General features: G+C 54.6%; 16 protein-coding genes. 5 read left to right on the top strand and 11 right to left on the bottom strand.

From position 1 onward, the window contains the following. Positions 1-73 precede the first annotated feature (73 nt). From rnd to QVF11_RS11500, 5 genes are all read right to left on the bottom strand, one after another. Positions 74-1,189: a ribonuclease D gene (gene rnd, locus QVF11_RS11520; RefSeq protein ID WP_185930845.1), complete on the bottom strand. Its 1,116-nt coding sequence runs from the start codon at positions 1,187-1,189 to the stop codon at positions 74-76. Positions 1,190-1,271: 82 nt separating this feature from the next. Beyond that, a complete protein-coding gene (fadD, locus tag QVF11_RS11515; RefSeq protein WP_110274249.1) occupies positions 1,272-2,957 on the bottom strand; it encodes a long-chain-fatty-acid--CoA ligase FadD in 1,686 nt (561 codons plus the stop codon). Positions 2,958-3,165: 208 nt separating this feature from the next. Then, positions 3,166-3,747, bottom strand: a complete 582-nt coding sequence (locus QVF11_RS11510; RefSeq protein ID WP_112213326.1) for a Slp family lipoprotein — start codon at positions 3,745-3,747, stop codon at positions 3,166-3,168. A gap of 44 nt (positions 3,748-3,791) precedes the next feature. Next, on the bottom strand, positions 3,792-4,487 hold the full coding sequence (tsaB, locus tag QVF11_RS11505) for a tRNA (adenosine(37)-N6)-threonylcarbamoyltransferase complex dimerization subunit type 1 TsaB (protein ID WP_112213325.1): 696 nt from the start codon (positions 4,485-4,487) through the stop codon (positions 3,792-3,794). Between the two features lie 192 nt (positions 4,488-4,679). Next, a complete protein-coding gene (locus QVF11_RS11500) occupies positions 4,680-6,590 on the bottom strand; it encodes an ATP-dependent DNA helicase (protein ID WP_287857019.1) in 1,911 nt (636 codons plus the stop codon). Between the two features lie 132 nt (positions 6,591-6,722). Between QVF11_RS11500 and QVF11_RS11495 the strand changes: the two genes are divergently transcribed. Then, positions 6,723-7,067, top strand: coding sequence for a RidA family protein (locus QVF11_RS11495; RefSeq protein WP_112213323.1), 345 nt, complete (start codon positions 6,723-6,725; stop codon positions 7,065-7,067). A 51-nt stretch (positions 7,068-7,118) separates the two neighbouring features. On the opposite strand, the gene QVF11_RS11490 is transcribed toward QVF11_RS11495, so the two are convergent. From QVF11_RS11490 to QVF11_RS11470, 5 genes are read right to left on the bottom strand one after another with little or no spacing between them, the layout of a single operon-like run. Beyond that, on the bottom strand, positions 7,119-8,258 hold the full coding sequence (locus QVF11_RS11490; RefSeq protein ID WP_287857081.1) for an alginate lyase family protein: 1,140 nt from the start codon (positions 8,256-8,258) through the stop codon (positions 7,119-7,121). A gap of 7 nt (positions 8,259-8,265) precedes the next feature. Beyond that, positions 8,266-9,360, bottom strand: a complete 1,095-nt coding sequence (locus tag QVF11_RS11485) for an ABC transporter ATP-binding protein (protein WP_287857018.1) — start codon at positions 9,358-9,360, stop codon at positions 8,266-8,268. Positions 9,361-9,370: 10 nt separating this feature from the next. Beyond that, a complete protein-coding gene (locus QVF11_RS11480; protein ID WP_115074719.1) occupies positions 9,371-10,210 on the bottom strand; it encodes a carbohydrate ABC transporter permease in 840 nt (279 codons plus the stop codon). Positions 10,211-10,219: 9 nt separating this feature from the next. Further along, positions 10,220-11,161, bottom strand: a complete 942-nt coding sequence (locus tag QVF11_RS11475) for a carbohydrate ABC transporter permease (protein WP_287857017.1) — start codon at positions 11,159-11,161, stop codon at positions 10,220-10,222. A gap of 11 nt (positions 11,162-11,172) precedes the next feature. Continuing rightward, complete coding sequence (locus QVF11_RS11470) at positions 11,173-12,462, bottom strand: ABC transporter substrate-binding protein (RefSeq protein ID WP_287857016.1); 1,290 nt, start codon at positions 12,460-12,462, stop codon at positions 11,173-11,175. Between the two features lie 525 nt (positions 12,463-12,987). Between QVF11_RS11470 and QVF11_RS11465 the strand changes: the two genes are divergently transcribed. After that, a complete protein-coding gene (locus QVF11_RS11465; RefSeq protein ID WP_287857015.1) occupies positions 12,988-14,226 on the top strand; it encodes an alginate lyase family protein in 1,239 nt (412 codons plus the stop codon). Continuing rightward, a complete protein-coding gene (locus tag QVF11_RS11460; protein WP_287857013.1) occupies positions 14,226-16,220 on the top strand; it encodes a heparinase II/III domain-containing protein in 1,995 nt (664 codons plus the stop codon). The genes QVF11_RS11465 and QVF11_RS11460 overlap by 1 nt, the downstream gene beginning before the upstream one ends. A 52-nt stretch (positions 16,221-16,272) precedes the next feature. On the opposite strand, the gene QVF11_RS11455 is transcribed toward QVF11_RS11460, so the two are convergent. Then, positions 16,273-16,452, bottom strand: a complete 180-nt coding sequence (locus QVF11_RS11455) for a YoaH family protein (protein WP_112213318.1) — start codon at positions 16,450-16,452, stop codon at positions 16,273-16,275. A 90-nt stretch (positions 16,453-16,542) separates the two neighbouring features. On the opposite strand from QVF11_RS11455, the gene pabB reads away from it, so the two are divergent. Further along, complete coding sequence (pabB, locus tag QVF11_RS11450; RefSeq protein ID WP_287857010.1) at positions 16,543-17,898, top strand: aminodeoxychorismate synthase component 1; 1,356 nt, start codon at positions 16,543-16,545, stop codon at positions 17,896-17,898. Positions 17,899-17,901: 3 nt separating this feature from the next. Continuing rightward, entirely contained in the window at positions 17,902-18,480 is a 579-nt protein-coding gene (locus QVF11_RS11445) for a CoA pyrophosphatase (RefSeq protein WP_112213316.1), read from the top strand. The last annotated feature ends 124 nt before the right edge of the window (positions 18,481-18,604 follow it).

Raw genomic sequence — 18,604 nt, 5'->3', positions numbered from 1 at the left:
GAAAATGTCATTAAAAAACCGGCAACGCTGTGCGAAGCCGGTTTTTTTGTCTGAAACATTAGCCTGGTGCTGGTTAGCGCGGATACTCGCTTAATAATGCATTCAGACGATCGGCCATCAATTCTCCACGCCAGCCGGAAACGAGTTCAGGTTGACCGTTGCCGTTTTTCAGCCCCCAGTGCCAGTTCAACAGTTGGTTAATCTGTCGTCTTGACGCCAACAGCTCTGCGCTGACCCCTTTCTCGGCGCTGACAGCCTGTACAAGCGCTTTAATGTCCTTAAACACCTTGCGATAGCCCGGCATATCAATCAGGTTCTGTAGCGGCTCTGGTAACGCGTCTTCCGGCAGCGCCTGCGCTTTTTCGACGAGACTTATCAGCGTTTTGCCATGGAAGCGAATTTCACTACCCGATAATCCCAGGCTATCCAGCTCACCCAGGCTGCCTGGCATATAACGCGCCACGTTCCACAGATGCTCTTCACGAACCACAAAGTTGACGGCCAGATCGCGCTCACGGGCTTTGCGTAAACGCCAGTCAGCCAGCAGTTGCAAACAGCCCAATTGACGGGTACGCAGTTGCCAGGCATTGCCGATGTCGCGCCACGCCTGTGCAGGGTCCTGGATTTCCTGACGGCGCTGTTGCATCAGTTGACATTCATCCAGCGCCGCAGAGAGCCAGCCTGCGCTTTCGGTCTCGGCCATCAATTTGCTGGCAATCGGTAGCAGGTACCAGACGTCAGCTGCGGCATAAATGCACTGGCGTTCGGTCAGCGGACGTGCCAGCCAGTCGGTACGAGATTCGCTCTTGTCCAGCGCTACGCCAGTATACTCTTCAACCATCGCAGCAAATCCCCATGACATCGGACGACCGCAAAAAGCGGCCAGAATTTGCGTATCGATCAGCGGTTGTGGCATCAGATGAAATGCGTTGAGAAACACTTCTAAATCTTCGCTGCCAGCATGCAGAAATTTAGTCACATTTTGATTCAACAGCAGTTCACGCATTGGCGCCCAGTCGGTGATAACCAAAGGGTCAATCAGAGAAACCTGTTCACCGTCGAATAACTGGAGCAGACCGAGCTGCGGATAATAGGTGCGGGTGCGGACAAACTCTGTATCCAGCGCAACCGCCGGGACCGCGCTTGCCGCTTCACAGATGGCGCGCAGGCCATCGTCGGTGGTGATCATCTGATAGTTCACATCATACTCTCTTAACTTGCGCCCATAAAAAACGCCGGCTTAGCCGGCGTCTGGCGATTCACTCATAGCTTCAGGCTTTATTGTCTACTTTAGCGCGAGCTTCGTCACGTAGTTCTCGACGTAAAATTTTGCCGACGTTGGATTTCGGCAATTCATCACGAAACTCGACCAGCTTAGGTACTTTGTAACCGGTCAGTTGACGGCGGCAAAAGGTAATCAGCATCTCTTCCGTCAGCGCGGCGTCTTTTTTCACCACGAAGATTTTCACCGCTTCACCGCTGCTTCCTGACGGTACGCCTACGGCAGCAACTTCCTGAACGCCAGAATGCTGCATCACCACGTCTTCAATTTCATTCGGATAGACGTTGAAACCGGACACGAGGATCATATCTTTCTTACGGTCGACAATGCGCAGAAAACCTTCATCATCCATCACTGCGATATCGCCGGTATGCAACCAGCCATTCTTAATGATTTCAGCCGTGGCGTCCGGACGCTGCCAGTATCCCAGCATCACCTGCGGGCCTTTGACGCACAGCTCGCCCGGTTCCCCTGGCGCGACTTCATTATCGTCGTCATCGACCAGCTTGGCTTCAGTCGAGGGTACCGGCAAACCAATACTGCCGCTGTGGTAGTCGATGTCATGCGGATTCACACTCACCAACGGCGCACACTCCGTCAGACCATAGCCTTCCAGAAGATATTGCCCGGTCAGTTTAACCCAGCGCTCCGCAACCACCTGCTGCACCGGCATCCCGCCGCCCGCAGAAAGATGCAGAGAAGAAAAATCGAGCTGCTGGAACTCTTTGTTATTGAGCAATGCGTTAAACAGGGTATTCACCCCGGTCATCGCGGTGAAGGGGTATTTCGCCAGCTCTTTGACCAGACCCGGAATATCGCGCGGATTGGTGATCAGCAGATTCTGCCCGCCCAGCTCAATAAACAGCAGGCAGTTCATGGTCAGCGCAAAGATGTGGTACAGCGGCAACGCGGTAACCACCAACTCTTTTCCACGATGCAACAGCGGCCCGTAGGTACCGTTCACCTGCTCAAGGTTCGCCAGCATATTACGGTGGGTCAGCATCGCCCCCTTCGCTACGCCGGTTGTCCCGCCGGTGTACTGGAGGAAAGCGAGATCCTGAGGGACGATTTCAGGCTTGATATACTGCATACGGTAACCGTTCTGCAGCGCACTACGAAATGAGATAGCATCCGGCAGGTGGTATTTTGGCACCAGGCGTTTAATGTACTTCACCACGAAGTTAACCAGCGTACCTTTCGCCGTTGAAAGCTGATCGCCCATGCGCGTTAAAATCACGTGCTTAACCTGGGTTTTATCGACGACCTTTTCAAGGGTATGCGCAAAGTTGGAGACAATCACAATGGCGGCGGCGCCGCTGTCATTGAGCTGATGTTCCAATTCACGCGGCGTGTACAGCGGGTTCACGTTCACCACGATCATGCCCGCGCGCAGGATACCAAATAGCGCCACCGGGTATTGCAGCAGGTTGGGCATCATCAGGGCGACGCGGTCGCCTTTTTGCAGGCCCAGGCCCTCCTGAAGATAAGCGGCGAACGCCCGGCTGCGCTCCTCCAGCTTACGATAAGTCATCACCTCGCCCATGTTGATAAATGCCGGTTGGTCGGCATAGCGCGTGGTGGATTGTTCAAACAGTTCAACCAGGGATTGATAGCGGTCAGGGTTTATCTCCGCAGGAACATCCGCGGGATAACGGTTTAGCCAAACCTTTTTCACTGCATCACCTCTGAAATAATTATTCGTCGTCATCACAACCCCTGATCAACAAACATTTTGTTAACATTATATTAACTCAGCGTACCAGTTTATTAATTAGGCGTTTTACAGGTTGCGAAGCACGTCACTATTTATTTTTCTTATTTGACTGAAAACAAAGAAACAGCGGACCAGCCGCTGTTTCTTTTTGTTTATAAAAACTACAAAATCATTCAGTTACGACGTTTCTGACTTCTGCAGGGCCTGGGTTATACCAGCCCCAACCGCCGTATCCGTAGCCCCACGGGCGCGGGCCAAACATCCAGGGATCAATGGGCTGCGGCGGCATCACCACCTGCTGCACGACGTTCCAGCGCTTGTAACCGCTGGCATTCATTAGCATAAATTTGTACGGCGTGTTGCCAACTTTACCGTCCACAACGCCGACTATCGGGCCAACCACGGTCACCAATTGACCGCGAAAATCAACCGGATCGATAAAACCATTCACATCGGCAAAAATACGCCCACGAGAAGGTTCACCCAGTTCCGGACGCGCTGCGCCGTCCAGTTGGACAGTGGCAATCTCTAAGCGAGTTTTGCCCTGCTGATTCTGTACGCTAACAACCTTACCGCCAAACCGCGCTTCCTGACCAACGTAAAGCTGCGGCGCGTTCATCACCCGGACTAAATCTTGCTGCGGCGTCGGGGTAGTGCCTTTAATAGCATCCGGTACCGAAGCACATCCACTTAGCGTAGCGACAACCGCTGTCGCGACTAACCAACGTACTACCGTTTTTTGACCCGCCATGACGCGACTCCTTCCTTCTTCTCAGACTTATTAGTTACTGAGATTCACTCGCGGCCAGGAAGTTTCTTCCAGGCGACTTCATTACGTAAATAAACTGGTTCTGCGTGCTCAACGGCCACGGTTTTCCCCACCGTGAGCAGATGGCAAGCCAGCGGCAGCATATCCTGCGCTTCCGGTAACTGAATTTCACCATCAGTTAATGTTAGTCCGGAATCGTTAGCCATATCTGGCCATGCCTGCCAGCCGGTACCGACGGTCGCCCACTGCCCTTCGAGCTGTTGCAGGCGTTCACTGACGACTTCCGGCTTGAGCACCGCTTCGCTCTCTTCGCCATGCCAGACACCCTGCTCATCGCGCTGATATTCCGCCCAGTAGACTTCGCCCATTCTGGCATCAATCGCCGCCAGAACGCGGGTTGCGCCGGTTTTACGCCACGCGCCCTGCGCCATGGTTGCCAGCGTTGAAACACCAATCATCGGTAGCTCTGCGCCTAACGCCAGTCCCTGAGCAATACCGATACCGATACGCACGCCGGTAAAGCTACCTGGACCGCGGCCAAAGGCCAGCGCGTCGAGTTCAGTAAGCATGATGCCGCTTTCGTTGAGGACATCCTGCACCAGCGGCAGGATCCGTTGAGTATGTTCACGGGGACAGATTTCGAAATGAGCACTGAGGGTGCCATCATTCCACAGCGCCGCAGAGCAGGCCTCTGTGGCGGTATCGATAGCCAAAATTTGCATGGGTCGTCACGCTCTCGTTTTATACCCTTCGTCTTTCAAGCTGCATTTTTGTTGGCTACGTCCATTCACCCCAATCACATAGTTACCTATGCTCACGGTGATTCATGAACTTGCCGCCTCAATGCAACTCGAAATCCATTGGGTATAGCAGATTGACAAAATGGCGCGCAGCTTACCACATTTTGCCACGCATTACCTCGCTGGCGGCACCGCCAGGAAACGCACCGCCCGACGGATATCGCGAGTTCGCGGCGCGGGCGGCAGGCTAGCGAGGAACGTTGCGCCATACGGACGCATTACCAGGCGGTTGTCGCAGATAACCAGCACGCCGCGATCGTCGATATCGCGAATCAAGCGCCCGACGCCCTGTTTTAGGGTGATAACCGCATCCGGCAACTGAACCTCATCAAATGGGTCGCCTCCGCGCAGACGGCAGTCTTCCATTCGCGCTTTGAGTAGCGGATCGTCCGGTGAGGTGAAAGGCAGTTTATCGATAATCACCAGTGAGAGCGCATCACCGCGCACGTCCACCCCTTCCCAGAAGCTGCTGGTCGCCACCAGCAGGGCGTTACCAGCGCTAACAAACTGCTGCAGAAGTTGGCCTTTACTGGTTTCCCCTTGCAAAAGAACGGGCAGCGTCATGGTGGCACGGAATTGTTCAGCGAGATCGCGCATCATGGCGTGCGAGGTACACAGCATAAAGCAGCGACCATCGTTGGCTTCAATCAGGGGTTTGAGCATCGCCGCCAGATGCCTTGCTGCACCGGGTTGATTGGGCAATGGCAAATTTCGCGGTACGCACAGCAGCGCCTGATGAGCATAATCAAAGGGGCTGGGCAGCAGCAGCGTTTGCGCTTCGCCAATTCCCAGACGATCGGTGAAATGGTGCAGATCATCGTTAACCGACAGCGTCGCCGAGGTAAAGATCCAACTCCCCGGTTTTTGCACCATCACTTCTTTAAATTTATCCGCCACCGTCAGCGGAGTCAGCGCCAGCGTAAAGTGGCGGGAGTTACATTCGTACCAATAGCTGTAGCCGGGCTGATTGGTATCCTTCAGTCGTTTAAGCCGCCCGCGATATAATGTCGCCCGTTCGAAGGCGGCATCCAGCAGCGCTGAGCGGCCCAGCGATAGCTTTGCCACGTCGTAACACAGCTCAAGAGCATCATCGAGCAGTAACAGCGCGCGCTGAATGTTGTTATCCGCAAGAAGTTCCCGCAGATTCCCGCGATAGCCAGGCTCCCCTAGCTGCAGACGAAAATCCTGCGCGCTCTGGGCCAGGCGGTCAGCGCATTTCTGTAGCTGCTGGGTGTCTTTCAGTTCGGTACGGTAAGCAATCGTGATGTCTTTCGCCAGATCCAGCAACTGGCGGCTGGAGAGCGATTGACCAAAATATTGGCTGGCGATGTCCGGCAACTGATGCGCTTCATCGAAGATCATCACTTCCGCTTCCGGAATCAGTTCGCCGAAGCCGCTCTCTTTCACCACCATATCGGCGAGGAACAGATGGTGGTTAACGACAACGACATCGGCATCCATCGCCTTTTTCCGCGCTTTAACGACAAAGCAATCTTTATACAGGGGGCAGTCGCTACCCAGACAGTTGTCGTTGGTACTGGTGACCAGCGGCCAGGCCTGAGAGTCTTCCGCCACGCTGACGCAGGTGCTGATATCGCCATCAACAGTTTGGTTCGACCACGAGCGCAGCAGAATGACGTCGCTGAGGGTTTGCACCGGCAGGTCGCCCCCGGCAAGCGCTTGTTGTTCAAGACGCTCAAGGCAGAGGTAGTTCGAGCGCCCTTTCAGCAAGGCCAGCTTCCCGGCGAACTTCAGCGCTTTGGCAACGGTAGGCAAGTCCCGACTATAGAGCTGATCCTGCAACGCTTTCGAGCCGGTGGAGATGATGACTTTTTTATTTGCGCGCAGCGCTGGCGCCAGGTACGCGTAAGTTTTCCCGGTTCCTGTTCCCGCTTCAACAACCAGCGGACGGGTTTCTTCAATCGCGCTGGCGACGGCGAAAGCCATCTGGCGCTGCGGCTCGCGTGGTTTAAATCCCGCAATCGCGCTGGCCAACTGGCCGTCTGCTGCAAAATCGTCGATCACATTACCCCCTGGTTATTTGGACAGTGATTATGTCAGGGTGGGCTGGTTTTCGCCAGTACGGGTAGTGACGCAGATGAAACATTGTGGCAGTCTTGCCGCACATTGATGAACCGGAACAGAGAGGAAATAAAAATGACAATTACGCGTATCGATGCCGAAGCCCGCTGGTCTGATGTGGTTATCCATAACAACACGCTGTACTACACCGGCGTACCGTCAAATCTGGATGCCGACGCCTGCGCGCAAACCGCCGACACTCTGGCGCAGATTGACGCAGTGCTGGAAAAACAGGGCAGCAGCAAGTCGCGCATTCTTGATGCCACTATTTTCCTCGCCGACGGCGCTGACTTTGCGGCGATGAACCAGGCATGGGATGCCTGGGTTGTCGCTGGCCACGCGCCGGTACGCTGCACCGTACAGGCCAAACTGATGAATCCAAAGTACAAAGTCGAGATTAAGATTATCGCCGCGGTGTAAATTTTTGCGCCGAGCTTCTCCGGGGCCGGCGTAAACACCTCGCCCGGGCTATCAGCCCGGGCACCACATCAGTTGCTCTTTGAGCTGCAACGTCTCCTGCGGCAAACACTTCAGCACTTCACGATAGCTGGCCGACTGTTTCGGATAACCACGTACCGATTGCAACAGTAGCCGCAGCGCGCTATCCCAGACAATCCCTTGCAAATCACTGTATGGCCACAGATCCGGCTCGCGAATAAACGGCACCAGGTAATCGATCCCCTGCTTCACCCCACGCCCGTCGCGAATGTGATTCCAGCGGTCAAATTCCACGTGCTCGGCGTAACGGTTAAGCAACAGATGCGCTTCGAGGTTAAACAGCGAGTAGTGGAACGGAATGGTGCGCTCCAGCTCCATCGTCTGCTTGCCGTCCTGGTCGATTTGCGCCGCCATCCGCTGGGTAATCCCCTGCTCGATGATGCGCGCCGCCAGCCCTTTATCACCATAAAACAGCGCGTTGACCGTGCGCTGGGCGTCATACCAGGTACCGTGGTTGTTGTGCCAGACGTATTCAGAGTGGCCGATATCGCTGTAGTACATCCAGTGGTTAAAATCGCGGAACCACTGATGCAGGCCGATGATATCGTCGGTATCCAGCACGCTAGCCGCGTTGATCAGCCCGATAGTATCGACCACCATCCACAGCAGACGGGTGTCGATAAGCCCGGTCCCGCGCCCGGAGACCACGCCGGGGATCGCCTGCCCGTAGTTCAGGTGTGGATTCATGCGCGTGTCGCCGTCGAGGAACCAGCAGCGGATCTGCGCGGCGGCGGCCTGCGCGTACTGACGCTGGCCGGTGAAGTACCACGCCAGCCCCAGCGTCAGGCAACGCTCGCACATACGAATGATGCGGGAGGTATCGGTGTCGTTATTTTCGCATTGCGGGTTGATATGCCCATCGCGGCGAATATAGGGTAGCCCGTTGGGCCGCCTTGGATTTGGCCACCAATAGGTGCCCAGACTGTAATAATCATGCGCATCGCCGCTCGCCGGGCGCAGTTTTTTATGCACCACGCTTTCCGGTGGTTCGCGCCGGAGGACGTCAGCCTCTGAAAGGAGTTTGCTCAGCGCTAACTGCAAGGGCGAAAACGGCTGCTTCAAACCCGCACGGGCATTTTCCAGACAATTTTCATCCAGGGTGTACAGCTTCATCGCCACCTTATTGCTCCTCCAGACAGGCTATGCGCAGGCCGCTTTGCGCATCAAACAGATGCACACCGGAGAGTTTCGGTTGCAGCCAGATGTTATCGCCCTCTTTGACAGGCAGACGCTGTTTGAACACCGAAGTAAACGCCCCGCCGCCGGTGTCGCAGAACAGCTGCATATCAGAACCCGTGTTCTCTACGGCAGTAACCTTCGCCGCCAGCGCATCGTCCCGTGCTTCGTGCACCACATTCACCTGCTCCGGGCGAATGGCGTACACCACCTGTTGGCCGTCGGTCACCTGTAGTCCTGGCGGCAACGCCAGCAGCGAGCCATCTTTCAGGCGCAAGTTGGTCGTATTTCCGGTGAGCACCACTTCCCCTCGTAGCTGGTTAATCTCCGGTGAGCCGATAAACCCGGCGACAAACAGGTTGGCCGGCTGGTCGTACAGCTCCAGCGGCGTCCCCGCCTGCTCGATGCGCCCGTCGCGCAGCACCACGATCATCTGCCCCATTGTCATCGCTTCGATCTGATCGTGGGTCACGTACACGGAGGTCGTTTTCAGGCGACGGTGCAGCTCGCGAATTTCACCGCGCACCTGGGTACGTAACTTGGCGTCGAGGTTCGACAGCGGTTCATCGAACAGAAATACCTGCGGCTTACGCACAATGGCGCGCCCCATCGCTACGCGCTGACGCTGACCGCCGGAGAGATCTTTTGGCAGACGCTCCAGCAGTGGTTCCAGCCCCAGCAGCGCCGCCGCTTCGTCGACTTTCTGTTTGATTTCCGTTTTCGGCAGTCGCGCCATCTTCAGCGCAAAGCCCATATTTTCGCGTACCGTCATCTGCGGGTAGAGCGCATAGCTCTGGAACACCATCGCGATATCGCGCAACTTCGGCTCCACTTCGGTGACATCACGTTCGTTGATGTGCACTTCCCCGGCGGAAATTTCTTCCAGACCGGCAATCATGCGCAGCAGCGTTGATTTCCCGCAGCCGCTCGGCCCCACCAGCACGCAGAACTCACCGTCAGGAATAGTCAGCGACACATCTTTAATGACGTGAGCATCACCGTATGATTTGCGCACGCTATTTAATACAACAGATCCCATCGGTAACCCCTTATCCTTTGACCGCGCCGGACATGATCCCGCGGTTGAAATGTTTTTGCAGACCCAGATAGACGATGATGCTTGGCAGCATCGCCAGTAGCGTAATGGCGATAAAAATGTTCGGCGTGATGCTCTCATCGGTACGCAGCGTGCCGAGAATGACCGGAATGGTGTTCAGGCTGTCCTGGTTCACCACAATCAGTGGCAGCAGGTACTGGTCCCAAATCATAATGAAGCCGAAGGTCACCACAGTACCGAGCGCCGGTTTCACCAGCGGCAGAATGACGTGGAAGAAAATCTGCCACTCGTTCGCGCCGTCGATACGTGCCGCCTCTTCCAGCTCTTTCGGGATAGCTGACATAAATTCGGTCAGCACGAAGATGGAAAAGGCCCAACCCACCACCGGCAGAATCATGCCGAGATAGCTGTTGTAGAGCGACGCATCGATAAACGGCAGCCGCCAGTTGATAATCATGTACAGCGGAATGGCGATAACTTCTTCCGGCAGCATCATGGTGGAGAGGATCACGAGGCTCACCAGCGCGACGCCGCGAAACTTTTTACGCGCCAGGGCATAGGCGGCCAATGCACTCACCGATACCTGCAAAATGGTGCCAAAGAACACCACCAGGATCGAGTTCAGCAGATACTGCCAGACGCCGATATCCATCCACGCAAAGATGAAGTTTTCAAAAGAGAACTGGTTCGGCCAGGCCAGCAGTTCACCCGGCTTCACCGGCGCTCCGCTAAAGGCGGTAGCAACAATGCCCCAGAACGGCCCGACGAAAACAATCAATAACAGCGCGTAGATGCACCAGCGTCCTGCGGTATCCCAACGTTTACTCAACATCACGGCTCCTTAGTAACGTGCGATACGTTTTTTCAGCGTCAAATGACAGATGGTTAAGATCACCGTGAAGGTGAATAGCAGGAACGACACCGCCGAAGCGTAGCCATAGTCAAACTGCTCAAAGCCCAGCTTATAGATATGGGTCATCACCATTTCCGTGGCGTTAGACGGCCCACCGCCGGTGGTGGCATACACCTCGGCAAACACACGGAAGCCACGAATAAAGGAGAGCATCAGCACCACCGAGAGCGCTGGGATCATCCCTGGCAGCGTGACGTAGCGCAGGCGGTTCCACCAGTTCGCACCGTCAACGTTTGATGCGTCGTACAGGTCACGGCTGATACCCGCCAGACCGGCGATAAAAATCACCATGTTATAGGGCACCGCTTTCCAGATATGCAGCAGCATAATGACCCATAACGCCTGGTCGGAGCTGGCAAGGAACCCCTGGTCCGCCACGCCAAACCAGCTCAGGATGTGGTTCATCACCCCGTTTGGCGTAGGGTTGAACAGAATGCGCCACATTTCCGCGACAATCGCCGCACTGGTTACCGCGGGCAAGAAGATGGCGGTACGAATGAAGCGCAGATGGCGTGCGGGGCCTTCCAGTAACATGGCGAGGAAAAATGCCAGAATGGCCGCCGCAAACATCGTTACCACCACGTACAGCAGGGTGTTGACCACCGCCGCATGCAGTTCAACGTCGGCAAAAGCGCGGGTGAAGTTGTCAAAACCTACCCACTCGTTCGGCTGATTAAAGTTGACCTTATAAAAGCTCATCACCAGACCCTGAATCATCGGGATGAACTTGAACCAGCTAAAAATAATCAGCGCGGGGGCTAAAAACAGCCACGGGATCAGCGCTCGCTTACGTTTTGACGTCAGCCACCCGGTGGCGTCAGGCGAAGCGGTTTGCTTTAGCGGCCCGGACTTCGTCTCATGCAGCGTCATAACTCAATTCCTCACTTAGCCAGCACATTTTGTTTTTCCAGCTCGGCGTTCACCTTGCCATCAATAACTTTCAGTTCAGCCGTCATGTCACTGTTGCAATCAGCAAAGATTCGGTTAAAGCCATCGGCGGCAACCTGGCGTACCGGCGTCCAGTTAGGGATCTGCGGTACATAGCGGCCCTGTTCGTTATAAAGTTTGGCGAAGGTCTCCCAGCGCGCGTCCTGATAGACGGCTTTGACATCCACATTCTTGTTCACCGGCAGACGCACAACCGGGATATGTTTGCTGCCTTTACCCATGCCAATTTCCTGGCCTTCTGGCGAAATCATAAATTCGATGAACTTACGCGCGGCCTCTTTTTGCTTGCTGCTCTTCATCATAAAGACCGTGGTTCCTTCGGCGAGAGTGGCCTCACCTTTTGGCCCGACAACCGGGACAACTTCAAAGTTATCTTTGCCAGGATCTTTATCAAACAGCGCAATATGGTACGGGCCGCTAAAGAACATCCCGCTCTGACCGGAACGGAAGGATGGGATAACATCGGCGGTGGTCGCGTTAATGGCACCCGGCTGGGTCACTTTTTCACACATCATGGTGCGCATAAAGGTCATCGCCTGAGCTACTTCCGGGGTATCGAGCGACGCGCTGAACTTGCCGCCGTTTTCTTTGACGAAATCACCACCGGCCTGCCAGATAAAACTACTCATAAACCAGCTGGCGTAGCCTCGGGTCGTTGATGCAGGAACGATAAAACCGTAAGTGTCATTTTTACCGTTGCCATCGGGGTCTTGTGTCGTGAATGCTTTCGCCAGCGTCTGGATGTCATCCCAGCTTTTCGGCAGCGGTAAGCCCAATTTTTCACGCCAGTCTTTCCGGACGAACAGCGCAAAGGTCTGGGCGGAGGTCGGCACGCCGTAGTATTTGCCATCGATGTAACGGGTACTGTCCCACGCGGTCTGGTACAGCTGATCGCCGCCATTTATCGCTTTAGGATCGATTTCGTCGGCAATGCCCAGCTGGATAAATTGTCCCAGCGACGCCGCATCATTAAAGATCAGATCCGGTAAAGCGTTACCTGCCGTTGCACGCGCCAGGCGCTGTTCAAAATCGGTGGTCGCATTGAAGTATTCGATTTTGATGCCGGTTTTTTCTTCAAACTTTTCCGCCTCTTGTTTGTAGATATTTTTCGAGTCGTTACTTGCACGGATCCAAACGTTAAGGGTCGTGGCGGCGTAACTCTGCCCGACGCCCAGTCCCAGAGCGGAAAGAAGTAACAAAGAACGTAATTTATTCGCAGACATGATTGCATATCCTTTATTGTTGGGCACAAAGGTAATTAAATTCGCAAAAGTGCATTTTCAGAGAAAGATAAAAATCATTTCGATATTAATTCAATATGCGTAAAAATATTTACGATCATTAAATAGAAATATATTTCCCAATACAACCACACAAAAAAGAAATCGTATTTCAAAAATCAAAAAATTGAAGCAGGTCACACACAAACGTGACACAAAAAGTGACATTATATTTTATCTCATTAAAATCAATGCATTATAATTTTACCAATTTCGTTAAAATTTTAAACAAAAATAGAAAAACGCTTAATTCTGTGACTCGCCTTGCATTAAATTCGTCATTTTTTATCCATGGCGATAAGCTTGATACTCATCACAAAAAAAATCACTTTGTCTTTTACACTGCACGGCATCGCTTTCATAAACACATTATTTTTAATTAAACCGCCTGTCTCTTATGCCTCTTAAATACGTGGCAGGTATAATTCTGTTGTTATCTTTTCTCTTATTTGCAGAAGGGTTATCACGATGAACTCAATACCTCTCCAGGGAATATTCGGCATTGCGCTGCTTTGTTCTGGTTTAAGCACATCGCTGTACGCCGCCGAGCCTTATACGCTTGATGGCAAAGATTTGGCCTTCAGCCGCCAGCAAATCGCCGCCAAAGACCCGTTATTTGTCCAGGCACAAAGCGCGCTGTTAAAAAAAGCGGATCTCGCATTAAAACACCCGTTGTTTTCGGTGATGGATAAAACGCTGGTCGCCGCCAGCGGCAACAAGCACGACTATTACAGTTTCCCACCGTACTGGTGGCCAGACCCGAACACGAAAGACGGACTGCCGTACATTCGCAAAGATGGGCAAACCAACCCGGACGCCAACAGCGATGCCACCGACAAAAACCGGTTGGTGAAGATGAGTAACGATGTGTCCACGCTGGCGCTGGCGTGGTATTTCTCTGAGGATAATCGCTATGCGCAGAAAGCTGCCGAGCAGATTAAAAGCTGGTTCCTTAACCCGGAAACTCGCATGACGCCAAACCTGCAATACGCGCAGGCGATCCCTGGCATTAATACCGGACGCGGCATCGGTATCATCGACAGCCGGGCGCTGGTTGAGGTGGTTGACGCTATCGCGGTGTTACAATCCTCCGGTGCATTAAGCGAGACCGAGGTGGCTGAGCTTAAACAGTGGTTCGGCAAGTTTTATCACTGGATGACCACCAGCCAGAACGGTTTTGAAGAAGAGAATTGGCATAACAACCACGGCACCTGGTTTGACATGCAGGCCGCTACGTTTGCCCTATTCAGCGGCAAAACCGATGAGGCGAAAAAGCGTTTAACTATCACGCAGCTGCGGCGCATTGCCGGACAGTTTGACGTTGAAGGGCGTCAGATGGCGGAGCTTGAGCGTACCCGTCCGTGGCACTACAGCAACTTCAACCTCGAAGCCTACAACCGCCTGGGACGTCTGGGTGAGAAAGCGAGCGTTGATATCTGGAACTTCACCCTCGACGACCATAGTCTGCGCAAGGGCTATCAGTATGTCGCTGGATTTATTAACAGCGATACGCCATGGCCGTGGAAAGACCTCGACAAAATGGACGATAAGAAAGCGCTGCGTAATATTGCCACCGCTGCCCACGCCTGGCCGGATGACAAGTTGTTCCGCGAAAAAGCCCAGTGGTTGCGCGCGAAATACCCTGACGATATCACCACACTCATCGCCCCGCTTCCCGCGTCAGCAGAGGTCAAGGATAACCACTGATGAAACAATTTTCTGGGCTATGGCCCGACATTGCCAGACGTGCAGCCGGCAATAACGGCCTGATTGAACAGCTCGTGAAGAATGCACAACCGATGCTCGACGCCGCCGTATGCATCCCGCAAACCGGTATTGCGAGCTGGAATCTCTACTATTTTTGCCCGCACCATGGGGTGCGGCTCACCTGGCAGGCAGACTCCTCTCATCAGCACGCCTGCCCGGTTGACGGCGAAGTTTTTAGCGGCGAGCCGTGGGACGGAGCCTGGTGGCGGGAGATGAACGGACGCAACGCCAGCGCCTGTCAGCAGTTGGGGCTGCTGTGGCAGTTGACCCGCGAAACGGTGTATCGCGATAAAGTCCGCACGTTACTGATGGGGTATGCAGACGTGTACCCCGCCTATGAAGTCCACGGCGATATCCCCAACAACGGTCCGGGGAAAATGAACGCCCAAACGCTGTGTGAAGCAAACTGCATTCTGGAGATGGCGCTGGGCTACGACTTTATTCGCGACGGTTTAACACCCGCCGAACAGCAGCACATCAGCCAAAATCTGCTGCGCTGCGCGGCGACGTTTTTGCGCGAGCATCGCAGCCCGCAAATTCATAATCACGAGGTGAAAATCAGCGCTGCGCTCGGCGTGCTGGGTTTTGTCCTTGAAGATGACGATCTACTGGAGTTTGCCGTTAACCAACCCTACGGCCTGCGCTGGCAACTCGAGCATGGGCTGCTGGCGGAAGGCCTGTGGTTTGAGGGTTCGGTACATTACCACTACTACGCACTGCAGGGGTTCTTTGCCTTTGAGAAGCTGGCGCGCGGCACTCGCTGGAGCCTGATTGATGGCCCGTGGTATCAGCCGATGCTGAAGTTTCCCCTCTCATTACTGTTGCCGGATGGCACCTTCCCACGGCTGAATGACTGCCTTGCCGGACAGGAGAAACTGCATCACCGGGATCTGTACGAATTTGCCTGGTTTATCTGGCACGACCCGCTGTATGCCGCCGTTCTGAAGTTTACCGACTCCCAGCCTGACGAACGTGAAACGCTCTTATGGCGCGACCAGCCGCTACCGGAGACGACTGAGGAACTTATCCCGCAACAATCTCTCTTTGCGCCGGGCGCGGGCATCACCCTGTGGCGACGACCACAGCAGCAGACGCTATTGATTAAGCACAGTCCATGGGGCGGCGAGCATGATCACTACGACAGGCTTGGGCTGATGCTGTGGCAGCGTAATGGCTGGTTGTTACCGGATTTGGGCACTACGGGCTACGGCGCCAAAATGCACTATGACTATTACAAGAATAGTGCCACCCATAACACTCTGACGGTCAATCAGACCAACCAACCTCCGGCTAACCCGGATGTGCTTGGCTGGCATATGGGAGAGGATTATCTCTGGCTGGACAGCGAAGTAGACTGGAGCAAACCGCCACCTGAGCTGAACAGCCATTCGCGGGTCGAATGGGACGTTGATGCCTGGCGCGAGGTACGCTTTCGCCGCCGCTTACTGTGGCTGGACGATGTGCTGATCGACCTGTCGACGGTGGAGAACCCGCATCGCCAGCAGCTCGACTGGACGCTACATCTGGCGGCACAGGCGCTGGACCAGAGCGGCACACCGCAGCCCTTCTCGCTCAGCGGGCCGCTGCGTAATATGGAAGGTTCCACCATGACGCCGCTGCACGGCTGTCAGCCACGCCATTTTGCCCGTGACGGTGATACGGTAGCGCTGTGGCTGGCGGGTGACGGTGAGCTGTGGCAAGGGTTGGCACCGGATAACCCGGCGGTAAGCAATCTCAGTTATCTGGTGTTACGCAACCATCTGCCGCAGGCGAGATTTGTCTGTCTGTGGGACCTGACGAAGTCTGCGCCGTTAACCGAGGTCAGCGTGAACCACACGACTATTAGCACACAGCTCACCTACTGGCGTGGCGAAAGCATGGCGCAGATAACGCTACACGACGATCCCGAACGGCTACCTGATGTCATAAATTGACTTTCCGCCTTCTGCCTAAGGAAGGTGGCATGATACGAATGACGGTATTAGCTTACTCGTCTTCATCCTCAAAGCGCGCCACAATCCGATCGCCGGTATGCGAGGCGCGCACTTCGTTAGCCACTAAAGAGATAGCCTCGCCGCTGCTCATGCCCTGCGACATCAGTTCCTGAATTCGTTCTACTGCTTTTTGCTGTTGCTCGTGGCTCAGCGAAGGTAAACCTGCAAACATCACTCACTCCTGCTACATTGTGGGGCGTAATTATTTCACGCCGTCCTCTAGTATACCAGCAGGCGGTCACGATCAGGATTGAAGAAGACGATGTTGTCCCCCGCGATTATTTCCCTGCCCTGGCGTCCGGATGCCGCTGAACACTATTTTAACCCATTAAGTTCACAACCCTGGGCAATGCTGCTGCACTCCGGTTTTGCCAATCATGCACATAGTCGGTTTGACGTTATTGTCGCTCAGCCGTGCGCAACGCTGGTGACCCGCGGTCAAACTACCGTCATAAGCGAGGGCGAAGCGACCACAATGTCAAGCGCCGATCCGCTCGCGCTCGTGCATCAACAACTGGTGAAGCATAATCTGCAACCGCAAGCTCACCCGCATCTGCCGTTTCTTGGCGGCGCGCTGGGGCTGTTCGGCTACGATCTTGGGCGGCGTTTTGAAACGCTACCGTCGCAGGCGGATGCGGATATCGCCCAGGCCGATATGGCGGTGGGGATCTATGACTGGGCATTGATTGTCGACAATCAGCGCCAGGAAGTGTCGTTAATCAGCTATGACGATCCACAGCGCTGCCTTGCGTGGCTGGAGGCGCAGTCAGCCCCGGTCGTTGAGCCTTTTGAACTGACTTCGCCGTGGCGCTCAAATATGAGCCGCGAGGAGTACAGCAAAAAATTTCGCCAGATTCAGGCTTACCTACACAGCGGCGACTGCTATCAGGTCAACCTGGCGCAGCGCTTCAGGGCCAGCTATCGCGGGAATGAATGGCAAGCTTTCTGCCAGCTTAACCACGCAAATCGCGCACCGTTCAGCGCCTTTATCCGCCTGCCTGAAGGGGCAATATTGAGCCTGTCGCCCGAGCGCTTTATTCAGCTACATCAAAGTGAAATCCAGACCCGACCGATTAAAGGCACCTTGCCAAGACGGTCCGATCCCGAGCTGGATGCGCAGCAGGCGAAAATGCTGGCGAACTCGCCGAAAGACCGCGCTGAAAACCTGATGATCGTCGATTTAATGCGCAACGATATTGGCCGGGTTGCCGTACCCGGTAGCGTTCGCGTCCCCGAACTGTTCGTCGTTGAGCCGTTCCCTGCCGTACATCATCTGGTGAGCACCATTACCGCCAGATTGCTCGCTCATCTTCACGCTACCGACCTGCTGCGTGCAGCGTTTCCCGGCGGCTCAATTACCGGTGCGCCGAAGGTCAGAGCGATGGAAATTATCGATGAACTGGAGCCGCAAAGGCGCAACGCGTGGTGCGGGAGCATCGGCTATATCAGCTTCTGCGGCAATATGGATACCAGCATCACCATCCGCACGATCACTGCCTGGCAGGGGCAGCTTTTCTGCTCCGCCGGTGGCGGCATTGTGGCCGATAGTGAAGAAGCGGCGGAATATCAGGAAACTTTTGATAAAGTTAATCGTATCCTGCATCAACTGGAGAGCTAGAACATGGCGGACAGCGCCCTCGACCTTGACGACTTTCTTTCTCGTTTTCAGCTTCTGCGACCACAGCCCGCAGCCAATGCGCTCAACCAGCGCCAGGCTGCGGTTCTGGTGCCAATTGTTCGCCGTCAGCAGCCGGGGCTGTTGCTGACCCAACGCTCGCCGCTAATGCGTAAACATGCCGGACAGGTCGCTTTCCCAGGCGGCGCGGTGGATAACAGCGATGCAACGCTTATTGCCGCCGCGCTGCGCGAAGCGCAGGAGGAGGTAGCGATCCCACCGGAATCTGTTGAAATTATTGGTGTTCTTCCGCCAGTTGATAGCGTCACCGGTTTTCAGGTGACGCCGGTGGTCGGGATTATCCCGCCTAATCTGCACTATCATGCCAGTCAGGATGAAGTCGCGGCGGTCTTCGAAATGCCGCTGGCTGAGGCGCTGCGACTCGGGCGCTATCACCCGCTGGACATTCATCGGCGCGGTAATTCACATCGCGTCTGGCTATCGTGGTATCAGCATTATTTTGTCTGGGGCATGACCGCGGGCATTATTCGTGAACTGGCGCTACAGATAGGCTCCCGTCCTTAACTATACTTAAACGAGGACGATGCTCTCAGTATTAGTAAATTCTCGGTTATCCATTAGTTTAATTCATGTGAATACTTAAGCTGATGGCACGGTTCCCTCTTACACTATGCGCAGTTATTACATC

Source organism: Klebsiella sp. (genome assembly GCF_027492335.1).
GTDB lineage: Bacteria > Pseudomonadota > Gammaproteobacteria > Enterobacterales > Enterobacteriaceae > Klebsiella > Klebsiella huaxiensis.
This window is presented reverse-complemented; position numbering and strand designations above follow the sequence as displayed.